Annotated in this window: 23 protein-coding genes; 14 read left to right on the plus strand and 9 right to left on the minus strand. The window is 72.5% G+C overall.

Annotation, left to right across the window (positions count from 1 at the left end; translation table 11 throughout):
- Nucleotides 1-93: 93 nt before the first annotated feature.
- Complete coding sequence (gene sigJ, locus ACIP84_RS11930) at nt 94-1,026, minus strand: RNA polymerase sigma factor SigJ (protein ID WP_401797540.1); 933 nt, start codon at nt 1,024-1,026, stop codon at nt 94-96.
- A gap of 186 nt (nt 1,027-1,212) precedes the next feature.
- On the opposite strand from sigJ, the gene ACIP84_RS11935 reads away from it, so the two are divergent.
- Nucleotides 1,213-1,665, plus strand: coding sequence for a hypothetical protein (locus tag ACIP84_RS11935; protein ID WP_401797972.1), 453 nt, complete (start codon nt 1,213-1,215; stop codon nt 1,663-1,665).
- On the opposite strand, the gene ACIP84_RS11940 is transcribed toward ACIP84_RS11935, so the two are convergent.
- Nucleotides 1,644-2,297 carry a TetR/AcrR family transcriptional regulator gene (locus ACIP84_RS11940; protein ID WP_401797543.1) on the minus strand — a complete coding sequence of 218 codons (654 nt, stop codon included), beginning with the start codon at nt 2,295-2,297 and terminating at the stop codon, nt 1,644-1,646. The two genes, ACIP84_RS11935 and ACIP84_RS11940, sit on opposite strands and share 22 nt — an antisense overlap.
- 70 nt (nt 2,298-2,367) lie before the next feature.
- On the opposite strand from ACIP84_RS11940, the gene ACIP84_RS11945 reads away from it, so the two are divergent.
- Nucleotides 2,368-3,279 (plus strand): alpha/beta fold hydrolase, encoded by a 912-nt coding sequence (locus tag ACIP84_RS11945; protein WP_401797546.1) that lies wholly within the window; start codon nt 2,368-2,370, stop codon nt 3,277-3,279.
- 46 nt (nt 3,280-3,325) lie between these two features.
- Entirely contained in the window at nt 3,326-3,505 is a 180-nt protein-coding gene (locus ACIP84_RS11950) for a hypothetical protein (RefSeq protein ID WP_401797549.1), read from the plus strand.
- A gap of 62 nt (nt 3,506-3,567) precedes the next feature.
- Here the strand turns inward: ACIP84_RS11950 and ACIP84_RS11955 are convergent, their stop codons facing one another.
- A complete protein-coding gene (locus ACIP84_RS11955; RefSeq protein ID WP_401797973.1) occupies nt 3,568-4,098 on the minus strand; it encodes a DM13 domain-containing protein in 531 nt (176 codons plus the stop codon).
- Nucleotides 4,099-4,341: 243 nt separating this feature from the next.
- On the opposite strand from ACIP84_RS11955, the gene ACIP84_RS11960 reads away from it, so the two are divergent.
- From ACIP84_RS11960 to ACIP84_RS11985, 6 genes are all read left to right on the plus strand, one after another.
- The gene (locus tag ACIP84_RS11960) at nt 4,342-4,752 is read left to right on the plus strand and encodes a VOC family protein (protein WP_355956870.1); all 411 of its coding nucleotides are present in this window, start codon (nt 4,342-4,344) and stop codon (nt 4,750-4,752) included.
- 31 nt (nt 4,753-4,783) lie between these two features.
- On the plus strand, nt 4,784-5,230 hold the full coding sequence (locus ACIP84_RS11965) for a helix-turn-helix transcriptional regulator (RefSeq protein ID WP_401797552.1): 447 nt from the start codon (nt 4,784-4,786) through the stop codon (nt 5,228-5,230).
- Nucleotides 5,231-5,235: 5 nt separating this feature from the next.
- On the plus strand, nt 5,236-5,865 hold the full coding sequence (locus ACIP84_RS11970) for a glyoxalase (protein WP_401797555.1): 630 nt from the start codon (nt 5,236-5,238) through the stop codon (nt 5,863-5,865).
- A 123-nt stretch (nt 5,866-5,988) separates the two neighbouring features.
- Complete coding sequence (locus ACIP84_RS11975) at nt 5,989-6,456, plus strand: DUF1801 domain-containing protein (protein WP_355956879.1); 468 nt, start codon at nt 5,989-5,991, stop codon at nt 6,454-6,456.
- 371 nt (nt 6,457-6,827) lie between these two features.
- Nucleotides 6,828-7,031 carry a cold-shock protein gene (locus tag ACIP84_RS11980; protein WP_055598357.1) on the plus strand — a complete coding sequence of 68 codons (204 nt, stop codon included), beginning with the start codon at nt 6,828-6,830 and terminating at the stop codon, nt 7,029-7,031.
- Nucleotides 7,032-7,189: 158 nt separating this feature from the next.
- Nucleotides 7,190-7,465, plus strand: a complete 276-nt coding sequence (locus ACIP84_RS11985) for an SCO5918 family protein (RefSeq protein ID WP_355956883.1) — start codon at nt 7,190-7,192, stop codon at nt 7,463-7,465.
- Between the two features lie 59 nt (nt 7,466-7,524).
- On the opposite strand, the gene ACIP84_RS11990 is transcribed toward ACIP84_RS11985, so the two are convergent.
- Nucleotides 7,525-7,884: a hypothetical protein gene (locus tag ACIP84_RS11990; protein WP_401797560.1), complete on the minus strand. Its 360-nt coding sequence runs from the start codon at nt 7,882-7,884 to the stop codon at nt 7,525-7,527.
- Between the two features lie 69 nt (nt 7,885-7,953).
- On the minus strand, nt 7,954-8,553 hold the full coding sequence (locus ACIP84_RS11995) for an MBL fold metallo-hydrolase (RefSeq protein WP_355956888.1): 600 nt from the start codon (nt 8,551-8,553) through the stop codon (nt 7,954-7,956).
- A 163-nt stretch (nt 8,554-8,716) separates the two neighbouring features.
- Between ACIP84_RS11995 and ACIP84_RS12000 the strand changes: the two genes are divergently transcribed.
- The 4 genes from ACIP84_RS12000 to ACIP84_RS12015 all read left to right on the plus strand — a co-directional run bounded on the left by ACIP84_RS12000 (nt 8,717) and on the right by ACIP84_RS12015 (nt 12,925).
- The gene (locus tag ACIP84_RS12000; protein ID WP_401797563.1) at nt 8,717-9,679 is read left to right on the plus strand and encodes a GlxA family transcriptional regulator; all 963 of its coding nucleotides are present in this window, start codon (nt 8,717-8,719) and stop codon (nt 9,677-9,679) included.
- Nucleotides 9,680-9,967: 288 nt separating this feature from the next.
- Nucleotides 9,968-11,434 carry an APC family permease gene (locus tag ACIP84_RS12005; RefSeq protein WP_355956893.1) on the plus strand — a complete coding sequence of 489 codons (1,467 nt, stop codon included), beginning with the start codon at nt 9,968-9,970 and terminating at the stop codon, nt 11,432-11,434.
- A complete protein-coding gene (locus ACIP84_RS12010; RefSeq protein ID WP_401797566.1) occupies nt 11,431-11,868 on the plus strand; it encodes a hypothetical protein in 438 nt (145 codons plus the stop codon). Before ACIP84_RS12005 ends, ACIP84_RS12010 begins: the two co-directional genes overlap by 4 nt.
- Nucleotides 11,869-11,965: 97 nt before the next feature.
- Nucleotides 11,966-12,925 carry a D-2-hydroxyacid dehydrogenase family protein gene (locus tag ACIP84_RS12015; protein ID WP_401797568.1) on the plus strand — a complete coding sequence of 320 codons (960 nt, stop codon included), beginning with the start codon at nt 11,966-11,968 and terminating at the stop codon, nt 12,923-12,925.
- Between the two features lie 52 nt (nt 12,926-12,977).
- Here the strand turns inward: ACIP84_RS12015 and ACIP84_RS12020 are convergent, their stop codons facing one another.
- The 4 genes from ACIP84_RS12020 to ACIP84_RS12035 form a co-directional block, all read right to left on the minus strand.
- Nucleotides 12,978-13,334, minus strand: a complete 357-nt coding sequence (locus tag ACIP84_RS12020; RefSeq protein ID WP_401797571.1) for a GntR family transcriptional regulator — start codon at nt 13,332-13,334, stop codon at nt 12,978-12,980.
- Nucleotides 13,335-13,336: 2 nt separating this feature from the next.
- Nucleotides 13,337-14,407: a hypothetical protein gene (locus tag ACIP84_RS12025; protein ID WP_401797574.1), complete on the minus strand. Its 1,071-nt coding sequence runs from the start codon at nt 14,405-14,407 to the stop codon at nt 13,337-13,339.
- Nucleotides 14,408-14,547: 140 nt separating this feature from the next.
- A complete protein-coding gene (locus ACIP84_RS12030; protein WP_401797577.1) occupies nt 14,548-15,423 on the minus strand; it encodes an alpha/beta fold hydrolase in 876 nt (291 codons plus the stop codon).
- 168 nt (nt 15,424-15,591) lie between these two features.
- Nucleotides 15,592-16,035: a MarR family winged helix-turn-helix transcriptional regulator gene (locus ACIP84_RS12035; RefSeq protein WP_401797580.1), complete on the minus strand. Its 444-nt coding sequence runs from the start codon at nt 16,033-16,035 to the stop codon at nt 15,592-15,594.
- 92 nt (nt 16,036-16,127) lie between these two features.
- Between ACIP84_RS12035 and ACIP84_RS12040 the strand changes: the two genes are divergently transcribed.
- Entirely contained in the window at nt 16,128-16,475 is a 348-nt protein-coding gene (locus tag ACIP84_RS12040; protein ID WP_401797583.1) for a DoxX family protein, read from the plus strand.
- The last annotated feature ends 91 nt before the right edge of the window (nt 16,476-16,566 follow it).

The following is a 16,566-nucleotide window of genomic DNA, read 5'->3' on the forward strand; positions in this document are numbered from 1 at the left end:
GGGGGACTCCGGAGAGCCCGGAGACCCCCGGGGCCCAAGGGGCGTGTGCCCGGGCGAGCGCGTGGAGCGTGTCCGGCGCCGCTCCCGGCCTTCTCATTCCGTCCAGGGCTGGAGCTTCTCCGGGTTGCGGACCGCCCAGACGTGCGTGATCCGCTCGCCCGCGAAGCCGAACGCCGCCACCGTCACGGTCGTGCCGCCCCGTCGGGCCACCAGGCCGGGGCGGCCGTTGACCGTGCGGACCTGGAGCGTCATGCCGGGCGCCATGTCACCGATCGCGACGATGTAGCGGGCGATCTCCCCGGCGCCGGTGATCGGGCGGAGGGCCGCGCCGACCAGGCCGCCGCCGTCGACGACCACCGTGGCGTCGGGGTTGAGCAGGCCGACGAGGGCCGCGATGTCCTGGGCCTCCCACGCCTGCTTGAAGTCCCTGATGACGCGCGCCTGCACACCGGTCGGCGGCTCCGGTTCACGGGCCGCCCGGACGCGCCGACGGGCCGAGGAGGCGAGCTGCCGGCATGCCGCGGGTGTACGGCCGACGATCGTGGCCAGTTCGGTGAACGGGTACCGGAAGACGTCGTGCAGGATGAACGCCACCCGCTCGGCCGGGGTCATGGCTTCGAGGACGACGAGGAAGGCCATGTCGACGGACTCGTCGAGGGCGATCCGGTCCGCGGGGTCGGTCCCGCCGTCGCCCGGCCGGCCGTTCAGCCACGTCGTCGTGTCGGGCAGGGGCTCCGGGATCCATTCGCCGACGTAGCGCTCGCGGCGCGCCCGCGCCGAACCGAGGACGTCCAGGCAGATACGGCCGACCACCGTCGTCAGCCAGGCACCGGGCGTCTCGACGGCCTCCTGCTGCGGGCCGGACATCGCGTACCAGCGGGCGAAGGCCTCCTGAACGGCGTCCTCGGCCTCCGCGAGGGAGCCGAGCAGCCGGTAGGCGACGTTGATCAACTGCCGGTACTCGCCCTCGGGGTGGGCGGATGCGGGCGTGAGCCCGCGTTCTGGTTCCGTACGACTGCCGCTCATGGTGGTGGTGTCCCCCTCCGTTCGATCCGCGCCCGCCGTGATCGGTGAGACGCGCATCACTCCGTAACCCCGGTACAGCGCCTCACATTCTCGCGGGCTGCGTCGTCGGAGTGTCGAGAGAGCGACCGGCAGCGGAAGGACGGGATCACCATGGCCACGCGGACGACAGCGGGGACGGCGGCGTCGATGACGGCAGCGGACACGGCGGCGGCACCGGCAGCGGTGGTGGCGGGGCGGCGCGGCGGCCGGTTCGCGGGGTTCGTGCGCGTCTCGATCGCCCTGCAGACGGCGGGCATCTTCTTCCAGGCCGTCACGGCCGGAACGGCGCTGACCTCGGAGGTCGGGTCGACCCTGCACGACCTCGGATCCAAGGGCATGTACGCGATGTCGATGCTGTACCTGCTCGCCGCGATCCTGGCGTGGCGGCCGGGCGGCGGCCCGGGCCGGCCCGCCCTCTACGCGACCGGCTTCCTGCTCCTCGGGACCCTGCAGGTGGTCATGGGCGTCAACCACGTGATGGCCGTTCATCTCCCGCTGGGGGTGCTGATGTTCGGCCTGAGCCTGCTCGATCTGGGGCGTGTCGTGCTCCAGCGGCTGCGTCCGACGGCGGAGGCCGCCTACGCGCACTCTGCCTCCTGAGACATGGCCGCCCGCACGACGGCCGCCGCCGCCCGCGCCGCGGCCGTCACCGGATCGGTGCTGCGTGCGGCGCGGCCCAGCATGAACGCGCCCTCCAGCAGGGCGATCACCGAGCTCGCGGTCTCGTGCGCCGCGGGTTCGGCGATGCCGCCCGCCCTGTAGAAGGCGGCGAGGCCGTCCGTCCAGCTCGCGAACACCTCGGCCGTGGCGAGCCGCAGCGGTTCATGGGTGCTGGCCACCTCCAGCGCGACGGTGGCGATCGGGCACGGGTCCGCGAAGTCGAGCTCGCGGAGTGTCTCCGCCGCGGCGATGAACGCGTCGGCGGTCACGGCGGCCATGTCCGTGGCCGTGCCCGGGCCCGTGGCCACGTCTACGTCCTCGGTGGCGGTGGCGGTGGCGGTGGCGGTCGGGAAGAGTTCGGCGATCAGCGCCAGATAGGCCGCGCCCGAGGTACGGACGACCTCCTCGCCGAGCTGGGCCTTGCCCCCGGGGAAGAAGTGGTACGCCGATCCGTACGGGGCGTCCGCCGCCGCGACGATCTGCTTCATCCCGCTGGCCGCGTAGCCCTGGCGCCGGAAAAGCTCGGTCGCGGCGGTGACGATGCGCTGCCTGGTGTCGCCCGTGGTCCTCACCCTCGCTAGTCTCTCACTAGATCGGTCTATCCAGTGGGAGTCGGAGTCGTATCGAGGCGGGGGTCGTCCGTTGTACGAGATCGAACTGAGTGCAGGCGTCATCGACTACACGGACACGGGCGGAGGCGAGGACGAAGGCGGGGGCAGAGGCGGGGACGGGGACGCAGCCGGGGACAAGGGCGTCGTGGTGCTCGTCCACGGACTCGGTTTCGACGAGTCGGTCTGGGACGCGGTCGTCGAGGAGCTGCGCGGGGACTTCCGCGTCGTGGTGCCCGTCCTGCCGCTCGGCAGCCACCGCAGGCCGATGCGGCCGGACGCGGACCTGTCGGCGCACGGAGTCGCCGCGCTCCTGGCCGAGTTCCTGGAACGCCTCGACCTGCGCGACGTCACCCTGGTCCAGAACGACGCCGGCACGGCACAGCTCCTCGTGGGCGTGCGCGACGAGCGCGTCGGCCGCCTGGTGCTCACCTCGTGCGAGGCGCTGGACAACTACCCGCCCGGCGTCCAGGGCAGGACCCTGCACGCGGCGAGCCGCGTCCCGGGCGGCCTCTTCCTGCTGCTCCAGTCCTTCCGGGTCCCCTTCCTCGTCCGGATGAGGACTTCGCTGGGCGGGATGGCTAAGCGGCCGATCCCGTACGCGCTGGTACGCCGCTGGTACCGGCCCCTGCTCACCCGGCGCGCGATCCGCCGGGACCTCGCCGCGTTCCTCCGCGGCACGGAGAAGGACACGTACCTCCAAGCGGCGGAGAGACTCCGGGAGTTCGACCGCCCGGCGCTGGTCGCCTGGGGCGCCGAGGACCTCCTGATGCCGCCCGCCACTGGCCGCGGACTCGCCGAACTGCTGCCGCGCGGACGCTACGTGGAGATCCCCGAGGCACGCACGCTCGTCCAGCTGGACAACCCCGGCGCCCTCTGCGCGGAACTGCGCCGCTTCATCGGCGAGGGCCAGGACGGGGGCGCCCGCGACGAGCAGGGCCAGTAGCGCGCGGGCGGTGAGGGCGAGGGACAGGGCATCGGCAGGGCGCCGCGTGACCGAGGGAACGACGTGGCTCGCCGAGCCCCGGACGATCGCCCTCGGCGGCTACAGCCTGCCGCGCGCGCACGGGACCGACGGCCTGGCACCCGTCTCGCGGGGCGGCGTCCTCACCCTCCCCCGTACGCGGATCCTCGGCTCAGCGCTCCCCGCCGCCGTCCTGGAAACCGCCTGAGCGCCCTCACGGGCGAACGGGCGAAGGGGCGAAGAGGCGAAGAGGCGAAGAGGCGGACCGTGCTACACCGCCCGGAGCTTCGCCGCGCCGAAGGAGACGTCGAAGCGGTCGCACCAGATGGTGACGCTGGAGTAGGCGGCGACGTCCACTCCGGCCGGCACCGGGTAGTTCTGGTCGCCCTTGTTGCCCTTGAGCCTGCCGAGGCTGACGTACCTGCCGTCGTCGAAGACCCGCCAGCCGGCCGCGCCCTCCTTCACCGGGGCGTCGGTCAGCCAGACGCGCAGGTCGGGGCCGTCGCTGGTGTCGAGGTTCTCCAGCCGGAGGACGTGCGAGCCGTCGGGGAGGCGGACGAGCCTGGCCGTACCCGTGGTCGCGTGCTCGTGGCTGATCAGGTCGCCCCGGGCGACCGCCCTCGGGCCGGCGGGGTCCCCGGGGCCGCCCGTGGCCCCCGGCGCGGCCGGGTTCGCCGCGTCCCCCGGAGCCGCCGTGGCGGACGGGTTCCCCGGCGCGGTCGGGAACGCCTCGTGCACCGTGTGGTCCTGCCACAGCTTCCACGGCTGGAACCAGTACACGCCCGCGCCCAGCACCGGCATCAGCACCACCAGACCGGCCGCGAGCAGCCGCCGCCTCCCGCGTCGACGCGTCCGCCCCGGATCGTTCTCCGTCCCGTCTGCCACCGTCCGCGCCTCTTCCTCTCGGGTGCCACTGCCTCCGTCCCCGCCATTCAAGTACGGCGCGGGCCCCCCGTACCAGAGCGATCGGCTCGCGACCGGCTCATCGCGGCATCCGTCAGGAATCGAGAAGCGGGGGCGTACGTGCCCAACTAGCTTGTGGGCATGGACCTCACGATTCACACCACCGTCCTCCCGCACGAGGATCCCGACGCCTCCCTCGCCTTCTACCGCGACGCGCTCGGCTTCGAGGTGCGCAGCGACGTCGGCCAGGGCAGGACCCGCTGGATCACCGTCGGACCCGTCGGACAGCCCGGTACGTCGATCCTCCTCGCGCCGCCCGGCGCCGACCCGGGGATCACCGAGGCCGAGCGGCGGACCATCGCCGAGATGATGGCCAAGGGCACCTACGGCTGGATCCTGCTCGCCACCCCCGACCTCGACGCCACCTTCGAGAAGGTCCAGGCCGGGGACGCCGAGGTGGTCCAGGAGCCGACCGACCAGCCGTACGGCGTGCGGGACTGCGCCTTCCGCGACCCCGCGGGCAACCTCGTCCGGGTCCAGCAACTCCGCTGAAAGGATTCCCCTCATGTGTCATCCTGCGTGGATGAGCGCACTGACCGAAGCGCAGCGGCTGAGTGATCTGGCGCGGCTGCGCCGCGTTCGTGACCGGATCGACCGGGAGTACGCACAGCCGCTGGACGTCGAGGCGCTCGCCCGCGGGGTGAACATGTCGGCCGGGCATCTCAGCCGCCAGTTCAAGCAGGCGTACGGCGAGGCCCCGTACTCCTACCTCATGACGCGGCGCATCGAGCGTGCCATGGCGCTGCTCCGGCGCGGCGACCTCAGCGTCACCGACGTCTGCTTCACGGTCGGCTGCTCCTCCCTCGGCACCTTCAGCACCCGCTTCACCGAGCTCGTCGGTGTGTCGCCCAGCGTCTACCGACGCCAGGTCGCCGACGGCGAGGCCGGGCTGCCGTCGTGCGTGGCGAAGCAGGTCACCCGACCGGTCAGGAATCGAGAAGCACCGGTGACCGCCCCGCACCTAGCGTGATTCTCATGAACGCCATCGCCTCCGTCACCCTCGAGGTGGCCGACCTCCCGGCCGCCGACCGCTTCTACACCGCCGCCGGTCTCGGCGCCCATGTGAGCCTGCGGGCCTGCGACACGCCGACCACCGGCTTCCGCGGCTTCTCGCTCTCCCTCACGGTGGACCGGCCGGCCGACGTCCGGCACTTCACCGACGCGGCCCTCGCCGCCGGCGCCATCTCGCTCAAGCCCGCCTCGAAGTCCTTCTGGGGCTACGGCGGCGTCTTCCAGGCCCCGGACGGCACCATCTGGAAGGTCGCCACCTCGAACAAGAAGGACACCGGCCCGGCCACCGGCCGCGTCGAGTCCTTCGTCGTCCTGCTCGGAGCCGCGGACGTCGCCGCGAGCAGGGCGTTCTACGTCGAGCACGGCCTCACCGTCGGCAAGAGCTTCGGCCGCAAGTACGTCGAGTTCGCCGCCGCCGAGGGGAGCCCGGTCAGGCTCGCCCTGTACGGGCGCCGTGCCCTCGCGAAGGACGTCGGCGTCCCCGTCGACGGCGAGGGGTCCCACCGGATCGCGCTCGGCGGCGAGGGCACCGGCGCCTTCACGGACCCGGACGGGTTCACCTGGGAGCCCGCCGCCGTGGCCGCCGCGTCCTGACGCCGTACCCCGCACGCCCGCACGCCCGCACGCCCGCAGCCCGCAGCCCGCAGCCCGCGCGCCCGTACCCCGCACGCGTACGCAGTAGCCACCCCGTCCGGCCTTGTGAGAGGAATCCCCGTCATGTCGAACAGCACCCCCGCCAAGGGCAAGAGCAGCGCGAAGTACGACGGCTTCACCGAGGAGGAGCGTGACGCGATGAAGGAGCGCGCCACGGAGCTCAAGAGCACCGCTCGGCGCGGCTCGCGCTCGGCCAAGGCCGACGGGGAGGCCGATGTCCTGGCGAAGATCGCCGAGATGACGGACACCGACCGGGTCCTGGCCGAGCGGATCCACGCGATCGTCAAGGAGCACGCGCCGGGCCTGGCGCCGAAGACCTGGTACGGGATGCCCGCGTACGCCAAGGACGGCAAGGTCGTCTGTTTCTTCCAGAGCGCGCAGAAGTTCAAGAGCCGCTACGCCACGCTCGGCTTCAGCGACCTCGCCCAGCTCGACGAGGGCGCCATGTGGGCGACCAGCTACGCCCTGACCGAGCTCACCGACGCCGACGAGACCCGGATCGCCGCGCTCATCGCGCAGGCCGCCGGCTGACGTTCGCGCGCGGGCGGTACGTGGCCGGCGTGCGGCTCGGGCCGAGCGCGCCGGTCGCCCGCTCCCGGGGGCCCCGCAGGCAGAACTCCGAGGTCGCCCCGTGAGAATTCGAAGCTACGCGCGGTGAAAATTTGTCATGTAAACACACGGGATGCGCCAGCGGGAAATCTCACCCCGCACGCTCCGCCCCGTCGTGCTACTGTCGATATCAGTTGCAGTTGTGGGTCCCGAACGTACGAGTGCCCTTCCGGTTTTCCGGCGCTGGGCACCCTTTTTCATTTCCGGGCTTTTTTCCGGACGGGGCGATCATCGCAGCGACACGGAGCACACACTGTGTGCGCTCCGAGCACTGCCCCGAAGGAGAATTTGGTATGGCGACTGGCACCGTGAAGTGGTTCAACTCGGAAAAGGGCTTCGGCTTCATCGAGCAGGACGGTGGCGGCCCCGACGTCTTCGCCCACTACTCGAACATCGCCTCCTCCGGCTTCCGTGAGCTGCAGGAAGGCCAGAAGGTGAGCTTCGACATCGCGCAGGGCCAGAAGGGCCCGACCGCCGAGAACATCGTCCCCGCCTGACACCCGGCGCTGACGCGTAGCACAGGATGACGAGCTGAGGCCCGCACCTTTGGGGTGCGGGCCTCAGCTCTTTGCAACCGTACTCTTCAGTACCCCTCATCGGCTGCGGGAATTTCCTGGCCGGCCCCCTTCTGGACCACTTCTCCGCAGGAGTCACCATGCGCTGTGTCATCGCCCGCTTCCCGTTCGAGCTGACCAAAGCCGGCGTGATCGAATCCATGAAGGGCGTCAAGCCCGAGCCCGCCATCGGTGACGTCGTCGTCATCGGGCGGCGCCAGTACCCCGTGAAGCAGGTCGGCGAGGTCGTCACCCGCCAGGACCGCCGCGACTTCAGCGTCGGCGAGGTCGTGCGGGCCATGACGAAGCTCGGCTTCACCTGCCTCACCGTCACCGCCGAGGAGCAGGCCTCACCCTCCGAGACGACCTTCGGATAGGTCGACGCCCTTCCTGACCGGTCGACGACCCTCTGACAGCGCGACGCGCTCCGGACCGGTCACTGATCGAAGTAGCTGAAGTCGCCCACCGTCCAGGCGCTGACATCCTCGAGGGCGACCCGGTACATGCCGCCGGTCTCCGGGATGCCCACCGTGCCCTGGAGGATCCGGGCGAGGTGGAAGTGCAGGTGGGTGGGTGGTCCGTCCGCGCGTTCGGAGGGGCTGAAGACGCCCGAGAACTCGCCCAGGCGGGCGGAGTCCGTCAGGACCTCCGACACCCGCTGTCGCCACAGGGCTTCCGGGGCCAGCCGACCGGTGAGGACCACACCCCCCGCGACCACCGTCATGGACATCTGGTTGCTCTGCCCGGACTCCACCGTGGCGGCAATGTCAACGAGCAGCTCGTCAGGCTTCGACATGGAAGTCCATTCTAGGCGGCGCTCCGGCCCCGTGGCCGTACCGCGGGAGGACCGCCGCCCCGCCGCCCGCTACAGCGGCGCCGTGTCGTCCGCCGGGAACGCCGGGCCGTGGCCCGGGACGATCACGTCGGCCGTGGCCAGGACGCGGAGGCGGGAGTCCTTGAGGACCGTGTGGTCGGGGGCCACCGGGTCCTCCACCGGGCCGTTCGGCCGCCACCACAGGTCACCCACGAAGGCGACGACGCCCGTGTCGGTGCCGGCGAGGAGGGTGATGTCCTCGGGGCTGTGGCCGGGAGTACGGATCAGCCGCAGCGACGGGGCCAGCTCGTGGCCCTCCGCGTCGCGGTCGGTCCACTGGTCGTTCTCGTAGATCGCCTTGTGGTCGTGGACGCGGGCCCGGCCGAACAGGCCGACGTTCATGGTGTTGTCGGGGTGGTGGTGGCTGAGCACCACGTCGGTGATGTCGTCCGGTCCCAGGCCGAGCTCGGCGAGCGGGCCGAGGATCCGGTCGCGGCTCGCCACCATGCCGGGGTCGACGATCACGTGCCGGTCGCCGTCCGTCACGTACGAGACGGTGGCGGCGACCCCGGGGCCCGTGGAGAGCGTGTATCCGGTGGTCAGGATCGTGTAGGTGGCGGTGCGGGCGCTGGGTGCGTCGTGGTTCGTCATGTCCCCAAGTCTTCTGCGCGGCAGGGATCTTCACGAGTGGCCGTACTGCCATCGATCGCGGGAATCGTGCCATCGTCGTCCCGGACCGCGTCCACGTCCCGTGCCGGTCGCCGCGGCCACCGCCCCCGGTGCCGCTCCCGGGGCGCGTGCCACACTCGGCCCCATGCCGCCCTTCGTCACCGTCGCCGCCTACGCCCCGCACGGGGTCGGCATGCTCGGCGCGGGCATCGTCTCCGAGGTGTTCGACGCGCGTGGCGGGGGCCTTCCGCTCTTCGACTTCGCTCTCTGCACCGACCGGCCGGGAAACGTCCGCACCGACGTCGGTCTGCCCCTCGTGGTCGAGCACGGTCTGGACCGGCTGGCCGCCGCCGACCTCGTGATCGCCCTGCCCTGGGCCGAGTTCCGTACGCCTCCCGGGCCCGAGGTGCTCGACGCGCTGGCCGCCGCCCACGCGCGCGGGGCGCTCGTCGCCGCCCACTGCGTCGGGGCGTTCGCGCTCGCCGCGGCCGGGCTGCTCGACGGGCGGCGGGCCACCACGCACTGGCGGTTCGCCGGACTCCTCGCCGAACGCCACCCGGACGTCACCGTCGAACCCGACGCCCTCTACGTCGACCAGGGCCCCATCGTCACGGGCGCGGGCGCCGCCGCCGGCTTCGACCTCTGCCTGCACCTGCTGCGCCGGGAGTACGGGGCCACCACGGCCAACGCCATCGCCCGGGACCTCGTGCTCCCCTCCCACCGGGACGGCGGCCAGGCCCAGTACCTCGCCACGCCCGTGCCCGAGGACAGCCGCGACGACCGGCTCACCGACGTCCTCGCCTGGGCCCGGGAACACCTCCACGAGCCCCTTCCCGTCGCGGAACTGGCCCGGCGGGCGCTGATGAGCCGCCGCTCCTTCGCCCGCCGGTTCGCCGCCTCCACGGGCACCACCCCGCACGCGTGGCTGCTCTCGCTGCGGCTGAGCCGGGCCGAGGAGCTCCTGGAGACCACGGAGCTGCCGGTCGAGGAGATCGCCCGCGCGGTCGGCTTCGGGAGCGCGGCGGTGCTCCGCGCCCAGTTCGTCCGCCGCCGCGGGGTCCCGCCCCGGTCGTACCGCCGTTCCTTCACCCGTACGCCCACCGTCTGAGGTCGGACGAGCGCCGCGGCCGTCAGGGCCAGGGCCGAGCCGGCGAACACCACCGTGTGGCGGACGTTCTGGAGGCCCCACGCTGACGGACTCACGAGCTGACGGGCTCACCAGCTGAGGGACTCACGAGCTGAGGGACTCACGAGCTGACGGACTGACGAGCTGACGGACTGTCCACCGACGGACCCGGGGCCCGCACACCGGGTCCCCCGTCCGGACGTCCTCCGCTTGTGGAAGACCCCCGCGCGACCGAGCTTGGGCTCATCGCGCGACCTGAGGGAGGGCCCCATGAGCAGCATCGACACGTCGGCCGACGTACCCAGGCCACGGGCGGCGGCGACGCGGCCCGCGCCCACCACCCTCACCTGGGTGACGCTCGCCCTGATGACCACGGCGTCGGTGGCGAGTCTGCGGGCCGCGCCCACCATGGCCGTCTACGGCCTGGCCTGCGTGTTCCTCTACCTCGTCCCGGCGATCGTGTTCCTGCTGCCGACCGCCCTGGTCTCCGCGGAGCTCGCCTCCGGCTGGAACGGCGGCGTGTACCGGTGGGTCTCGGAGGGCCTGTCGAAACCGCTCGGGTTCCTGGCCGTGTGGTGCCAGTTCGCGATGACGATCTTCTACTACCCGAGCCTGCTCGGGTTCGTCGCGTCCACCATCGCCTTCATCATCGACCCGGCCCTCGCCTCCAACGGCCCGTACACCGCGATCGTCATCGTCGTCCTCTACTGGACGGGCGTGTGGATCTCCTCGCGCGGTACGAAGGCACTGGCCGGCCTCGCCAGCTGGGGTCTGATCATCGGGACCCTGATCCCCGGCACCCTGCTGGTGGTCCTCGGCATGGTCTTCCTCGGCCAGGGCAACCCCTCGGCCGCCCCGATGACCGCCGCGAACCTCTTCCCGCAGTGGACGGGTCTCGCCAGCCTCGTCCTGATCGTCAACAACTTCCTGTCGTACTCCGGCATGGAGATGAACGCCGTGCACGTCTCCTCGCTCAAGGACCCGGCGAAGGAGTACCCCAAGTCGATGTTCCTGGCGATGGGCCTGGTGCTGCTGATCTTCATCCTGCCGGCGCTCGCCATCAGCTGGGTCGTCCCCGCCGACCAGCTCAGCCTCACGGCGGGCGTGATGCAGGCCTTCGACGCCTTCTTCGCGTACTTCCACATCGGCTGGCTCACCCCGATCGCGGCCGTCGCCCTGGTGTCCGCCTCCCTCGCAGGCATGCTCACCTGGCTCGCGGGCCCCTCGAAGGGCCTGCTGGAGATCTCCCGCCAGGAGGGCTACCTGCCGCCGTTCCTGCAGCAGCTGAACAAGAACGGCATCCAGCAGAACATCCTGGTCACCCAGGGCGTCGTGACCACGGTCATCGCCCTCGGGTACGCGCTGATCCCGAACGTCTCCAGCGTCTACTGGATCTTCTCGGTCATCACCACGCAGGTGTACCTGATCGTCTACCTGCTGATGTTCGCCGCGGCGATCCGGCTGCGGAAGACCCAGCCCGACCACCCCCGCGGCTACCGCGCACCCGCGCTGGGCGTGCTGTGCGTCGTCGGCCTGCTCGCCTCGCTCGCCGCCCTGTGCATCGGCTTCATCCCGAGCTCGCAGTTCGGCAGCGGCAGCGTCTGGTCGTACGTCGCCATCGTCGGCGGCGGCCTCGTCATCCTGGGCCTGCTCATCCCGTGGGCCTTCCTGAGGTTCCGCAAGCCGAGCTGGAAGACGGCCACCGCCACCGCTCCGAGCGAGGGAGAGCAGGCATGAGCCCCACCCGGTTCGCCTCCGAGCACAAGTGGATCTACTGGGGCGCGATCGTGATCCTCCTCGGGCTCGTCATCACCGGCCTCCTCCGGTACGAGACCGTGGCGACGAGCAACGAGTCCGCGTCCAAGGCCCGCCGGCTCCAGGAGGAGCTGGTGAGGGCGGGATACCCGTCCCCCGACACCGACACCGTCGAACAGGTGCTGGGCACCGACGGCGGTCCGGTCTGCGACGACCCGGGCAACGCCCTGAAGACGGCTCTGTGGAAGATCCAGCAGGGGAACGGCGCCACCGGCCCCGGGATGCGTCCCGTCATCACCGACACCAAGGCCGTCCAGGTCGAGCGGATCGTTCTCCAGGTCTACTGCCCGGACGAGGTCGACGACTTCGAGGACGCCCTGAACGACCTCAAGACCGACGACACCATCCGTCGGTGACCCGCGGGAGCCCGGCTCGATCGGACTCCGGACCGCCACGGCCCGAGGAGGGTGGGGTCAGCCCCGCCCTCCTCGGGCCGTGCGCGATCATGCCGTCATGAAGCTGCGCTGCGCCGTACTCGACGACTACCAGGGCGTCGCCCTGACCTCCGCCGACTGGAGCCCGCTCGCCGACCGCGTCGAGGTACGCGTCCTGCGCGAGCACCTCACCGACCGGGACGCGCTCGTCGCCGCCGTCGAGGACTGCGAGATCCTCGTCGTCATGCGGGAACGGACCCCCGTCGACGCCGACCTCCTGGCCCGGCTCCCCCGGCTCCGGCTCCTCCTCACCTCCGGGATGCGCAACGCCTCCGTCGACGTCGCCGCCGCACGCGCGCGCGGGATCACCGTCTGCGGCACGGCCAGCAGTTCCGAGCCGCCCACCGAACTCACCTGGGCACTCCTCCTCGGCCTGGCCCGGCACGTACCGGCCGAGGCGCGGGCGCTGCGGGAGGGCGGGCCCTGGCAGTCCACCGTCGGCGCCGACCTGGCGGGCCGGACCCTCGGTCTCGTCGGGCTCGGCAAGATCGGCGCCCGGGTGGCCCGGATCGGCCTCGCCTTCGGGATGGACGTGCGCGCGTGGAGCCCGAACCTGACGGAGGAACGGGCCGCCGAGCACGGCGTACGGCGCGCGAAGGACAAGCGGGAGCTGTTCGCGGACAGCGACTTCGTCTCGCTCCACATGGTGCTCTCGGACCGGACGCGCGGCCTGGTCGGGGAGCCCGAGCTACGGGCGATGCGCCCGCACGCGTACCTCGTCAACACCTCCCGTGCGGGGCTCGTCGACGGCGGTGCGCTGCTGCGGGCGCTGCGCGAGGGGTGGATCGCGGGGGCCGGGCTCGATGTCTTCGAGACGGAGCCGCTGCCCGCGGACGATCCGCTGCGGTCCCTGCCGAACGTGCTCGCGCTGCCGCACCTGGGCTATGTGACGGCGGGGAACTACGGGCGGTACTTCGGGCAGGCGGTGGAGGACATCGAGGCGTTTCTGGCGGGTGCGCCGGTACGGGAGTTGGGCTGAGCCGGGCGGTGGGACGGCCCGGTCCCGGCTCGTCCGCACGAGATGCCGCGCCCTAGGCCAGGCTCGTCCGCGCCAGGTCCACGAACTCCTCTTCCGTCAGGCCCAGTTCACGGGCGTCCGCTGCCGCCTCTCGGAGCCGGGAGACCAGGCGGGCGCGGTCGGGGGCGGTGGCGCCGGGGACGATGAGGGCGCCGCGGCCCCGGCGGAGCTCGATCAGGCCCTCCTCGCGGAGCCGCTGATAGCCGCGGAGGACGGTGTGGACGTTGACGCCGAGGGAGTCGGCGAGGTCCCGGGCGGCCGGGAGGCGCTCGCCGGGCGCGGCGGAGCCGTCGGCGAGGGCGCCCCGGACGCAGGCGGCGATCTGGTCGCCGAGGGGCACGGCGGAGGCCGGGTCGACACGGAAGAGCACGGTCAGACCTTCCCATGCCGTTCGGCGAGCGTGTTGAGGAGGGCGGCCGCCGTGCGCGCGTCGGGCACGGTGACCGCGAACTCGTGGCCGTTGTCCCGCCGTACGACGAGGGCCTCGCCGGAGTGCAGCACCACGCCCGTACGGCCGGCGCGGACCCGGTAGCCCCAGCCGCCGTAGTCGGCGAGCACGGCGGCGGTGTCGAGCTCGCGGACGCTCGCGCCCGTGACCTCGTCGAGCGGCACGCGCACGCGTGGCCGGGAGACGAACGAGGGCCGGACGGTGACGCCGCGCCGGTCGACGCTGACCCGGACCCGGGCGAGGGCGAGCCCCGGTACGCCGACGACCAGGCCGAGCAGTGCGAGCAGGGCTGCGGGCCAGGGCGCGAGGACCAGGCCGACCGGGACGGCGACGAGGGCGAGCGCCGCGAGGACGGTCAGCGGCCGGGAGGTGGTGGCGCGGGTCCAGCCGGCGACCTCGCTCGCGCCGAGGGTGAGCCGGGGTGCGTCGGGTTCGCCCGCGAGGGCCCCGGTCGTCCCGCCGGCCGGTACGAGGCGGGTCAGCGCCCAGCCCGCGAGGGCGCACAGGGCGGCGATGGCCGCGGCGAGCGCCAGGTCGGTGAGCGGCGAGACGACCCGGGCCGGGTCGACGGCGTCGAGGTTGTCCCGTACGAGGAGGACGAGCAGCGTTCCGGCGAGTCCGGCCGTCGCCCACGCGCCCCAGAGTGCGGTGCGGCGGACGAGGACCGTCCAGCCGGTGCCGAGTCCTACGAGCAGGGCGACGCTGATGACGATGAACGCGGTGCGGCCGGTGAAGCCGTCGGCCCGGCCACCGGCGGCCCCGGAGAAGTGGGTGGCGAGGGTCTCGGGGATCCGGTCGTGCCAGACGGCGAGCAGCGTCAGGTGGCCGACGAGGGCGAGGACGAACGGGAACGCGGCGAGCGCGCGAAGACGGCGCGTGGCGGCCGGAGTCGGCGGCGTCACGGATGGCGCGGATGGCACGGGTGTCGCGGGGGTCGCGGGTGTCGTCGCCGGAGCGGCGGGCACGGCGGGTGTGGACGGCCTGGCTCGGTCCATGGGGAACCTCCCTTGTTCGCACCAGGATAGAACAAGTTGTTCGCACTTCGCTAGAACAACTCACCCTTCTCTCCAGATGCGACGCCGACGCGGCGGCGGCCGTGCAGGCCGCCGCCGCGCGAAAGGGCTGACACGGAAGGTCAGTCGGTCTTGTCGTCGAGCACCGCACGCAGGGCCTCCGCGAACTCCGCCGGAGCGCCCTGCTGGCCGAACTCGCCTCCCAGGAAGCCGCCGTGGTGGCTCGGGAAGACGGCGAGCGGGGTGCCGACACCCTCGGCGACCGCGACCGCCGCGCGGGCGGCGAAGGTGCCCTCGGACTCCTTGCCGGCGGCGACGACGATCCGGGTCGGCGCGGCGCGCAGGGCGGCGAAGTCGGGGGCGTAGGAGGTGCAGCCGCGCATGTTCTGGCCGAGCAGCGGGTCGCCGCGCGAGCCGTCGTCCTCGGCCGGCAGGCCGAACGCGGCCGGAGAGGGGGCGGGCTCCTCGGCCCAGTTCGCCGGGAACTCGCCCGTCCGGGCGGTCAGCGCCAGGAACTTGGCCATCGCCGGTCCCCAGCCGTCCCGCAGATAGGTGGCGTGGACGTCCGCGCAGACCTCCAGGACCGCCTCGCGGTCCGGGACGACCCGGGCGGTCGGGGGCTCGTGCGCGACCAGCGTGTGGACGAGGTCGCCGCGCCGGGCGACCAGCGCGAGGGCGTTGACCGCGCCGCCGCTGCTCGCGAAGACGTCCACGGGGCCGGCGCCGAGCGCCTCGATCAGCCGGGCCAGGTCGTCGGCGTGCTCCTCGGGGAGCGTCTCCGCCGCGCCGTCGGTGCGCTCGCTGCGGGACACCCCGCGCGGGTCGTACGTGACGACGGTCCGGTCGGCGAAGTGGGAGGCGAGCGTGGTGAAGCCGGTGGCGTCCATCGGGGACCCGATCATCAGCAGGGGGCGCTCGTCGGTCCCGGTCCCGGGGCGTACGTCGTAGCGCAGGATCGCGCCGGCGGTGTCCAGGACGCGGGTGTCGGTCTCGACCATGGTCAGCTCCTCGGTGGTGGGCCGTGCGGGTGTTCATGGGGGTAGACCCCCGGCCCCACCGGAACTCATCGGTCGCGCGCGCTCCTCAGGGAATCCTCCTGCCCGGCGTCGCGGTCAGGGTGACCCCGGGTCTTCACCCGGCGTCGCGGTCAGGGTGACCCCGGGTCTTCACCCGGCGTCGCACTCGTGATCGGCCGCGTCCACGACGACCCGGTCCAGCAGACCGCGCAGCAGGACCTGTTCGGCCTCGGTGAGGTCGCCGAAGAGCTCGCGCTCGGCCGCGCTCACGGCCGCGTCGACCCGGTCCAGGGCGGCCGTGCCCGCCTCGGTGATCTCCACGATGTGGCGGCGCCGGTCGGCCGGGTCGCGCCGCCGCTCGGCGAGCCCGTCCGACTCCAGCTCGTTGAGGATCGCGACCAGTTGGCTGGGGTCGACCTCCATGGCGGCGGCCAGCTCGCGCTGGCTCATGGACCCGGGGGCGAGCTGCATCAGCGTCATCGCGTTCCTCGGGTGCAGTCCCGCGACGCCGAGGGCGGCGCGGATGCGCGCACCGGTGAGCTCCCCGCGGAAGGAGAGGAGGAAGCCGAGGCGGTCGGTCGGGAGAGCTGCCATGTCCTCCACCGTAGCAGCGGACCTATTGTGGAGCACGGGGAATCGTTGATACAGTTCAACGATTGAGGCACTCGGATCATTGGAGTACGTCCATGTTCATCGGCTATGTCGTCGTCGCCGCGCTGCTCGCCCTCGCGCTGTCGGCCTCGGCCTTCCTGACCTTCACCCGCAACCCGCAGATCGTCGGCAACATGACCAGGCTCGACGTGCCGGAATCCTGGCTGCCGCGCCTCGCGACGCTGAAGGCGGCGGGTGCGCTCGGCCTGCTCGCGGGGCTCGCCGTGCCGGCGCTCGGCGGGGCGGCGGCGATCGGCGTCACGCTCTACTTCATCGGCGCCCTGATCACCCACCTGCGGGCGAAGGACTACGAGGTGGCACCAGTCGTGGTCATCACCCTGCTCGCGATAGCCGCGCTGGTGCTGCGCACGACCTCGGCCTGACTCTCACTCCGGCGCTCCCGACCCGGCGCTCCCGACCCGCCGCTCCCGGTCCGGCACTGCCCGCCTGCCGCCCCCTGCCCGGCGCTCCCGA

The sequence above is a fragment of the Streptomyces sp. NPDC088707 genome (assembly GCF_044752725.1).
In the GTDB taxonomy this organism is placed as follows: Bacteria; Actinomycetota; Actinomycetes; order Streptomycetales; family Streptomycetaceae; genus Streptomyces.

Coding starts and splice junctions, on each gene's coding strand:
- sigJ (WP_401797540.1), bottom strand. CDS start 1,026: ATGAGCGGCAGTCGTACGGAACCAGAACGCGGGCTCACGCCCGCATCC.
- ACIP84_RS11935 (WP_401797972.1), top strand. CDS start 1,213: ATGACGGCAGCGGACACGGCGGCGGCACCGGCAGCGGTGGTGGCGGGG.
- ACIP84_RS11955 (WP_401797973.1), bottom strand. CDS start 4,098: ATGCCGGTGCTGGGCGCGGGCGTGTACTGGTTCCAGCCGTGGAAGCTG.
- ACIP84_RS11960 (WP_355956870.1), top strand. CDS start 4,342: ATGGACCTCACGATTCACACCACCGTCCTCCCGCACGAGGATCCCGAC.
- ACIP84_RS11965 (WP_401797552.1), top strand. CDS start 4,784: ATGAGCGCACTGACCGAAGCGCAGCGGCTGAGTGATCTGGCGCGGCTG.
- ACIP84_RS11970 (WP_401797555.1), top strand. CDS start 5,236: ATGAACGCCATCGCCTCCGTCACCCTCGAGGTGGCCGACCTCCCGGCC.
- ACIP84_RS11975 (WP_355956879.1), top strand. CDS start 5,989: ATGTCGAACAGCACCCCCGCCAAGGGCAAGAGCAGCGCGAAGTACGAC.
- ACIP84_RS11980 (WP_055598357.1), top strand. CDS start 6,828: ATGGCGACTGGCACCGTGAAGTGGTTCAACTCGGAAAAGGGCTTCGGC.
- ACIP84_RS11985 (WP_355956883.1), top strand. CDS start 7,190: ATGCGCTGTGTCATCGCCCGCTTCCCGTTCGAGCTGACCAAAGCCGGC.
- ACIP84_RS11990 (WP_401797560.1), bottom strand. CDS start 7,884: ATGTCGAAGCCTGACGAGCTGCTCGTTGACATTGCCGCCACGGTGGAG.
- ACIP84_RS11995 (WP_355956888.1), bottom strand. CDS start 8,553: ATGACGAACCACGACGCACCCAGCGCCCGCACCGCCACCTACACGATC.
- ACIP84_RS12000 (WP_401797563.1), top strand. CDS start 8,717: ATGCCGCCCTTCGTCACCGTCGCCGCCTACGCCCCGCACGGGGTCGGC.
- ACIP84_RS12005 (WP_355956893.1), top strand. CDS start 9,968: ATGAGCAGCATCGACACGTCGGCCGACGTACCCAGGCCACGGGCGGCG.
- ACIP84_RS12010 (WP_401797566.1), top strand. CDS start 11,431: ATGAGCCCCACCCGGTTCGCCTCCGAGCACAAGTGGATCTACTGGGGC.
- ACIP84_RS12015 (WP_401797568.1), top strand. CDS start 11,966: ATGAAGCTGCGCTGCGCCGTACTCGACGACTACCAGGGCGTCGCCCTG.
- ACIP84_RS12025 (WP_401797574.1), bottom strand. CDS start 14,407: ATGGACCGAGCCAGGCCGTCCACACCCGCCGTGCCCGCCGCTCCGGCG.
- ACIP84_RS12030 (WP_401797577.1), bottom strand. CDS start 15,423: ATGGTCGAGACCGACACCCGCGTCCTGGACACCGCCGGCGCGATCCTG.
- ACIP84_RS12035 (WP_401797580.1), bottom strand. CDS start 16,035: ATGGCAGCTCTCCCGACCGACCGCCTCGGCTTCCTCCTCTCCTTCCGC.
- ACIP84_RS12040 (WP_401797583.1), top strand. CDS start 16,128: ATGTTCATCGGCTATGTCGTCGTCGCCGCGCTGCTCGCCCTCGCGCTG.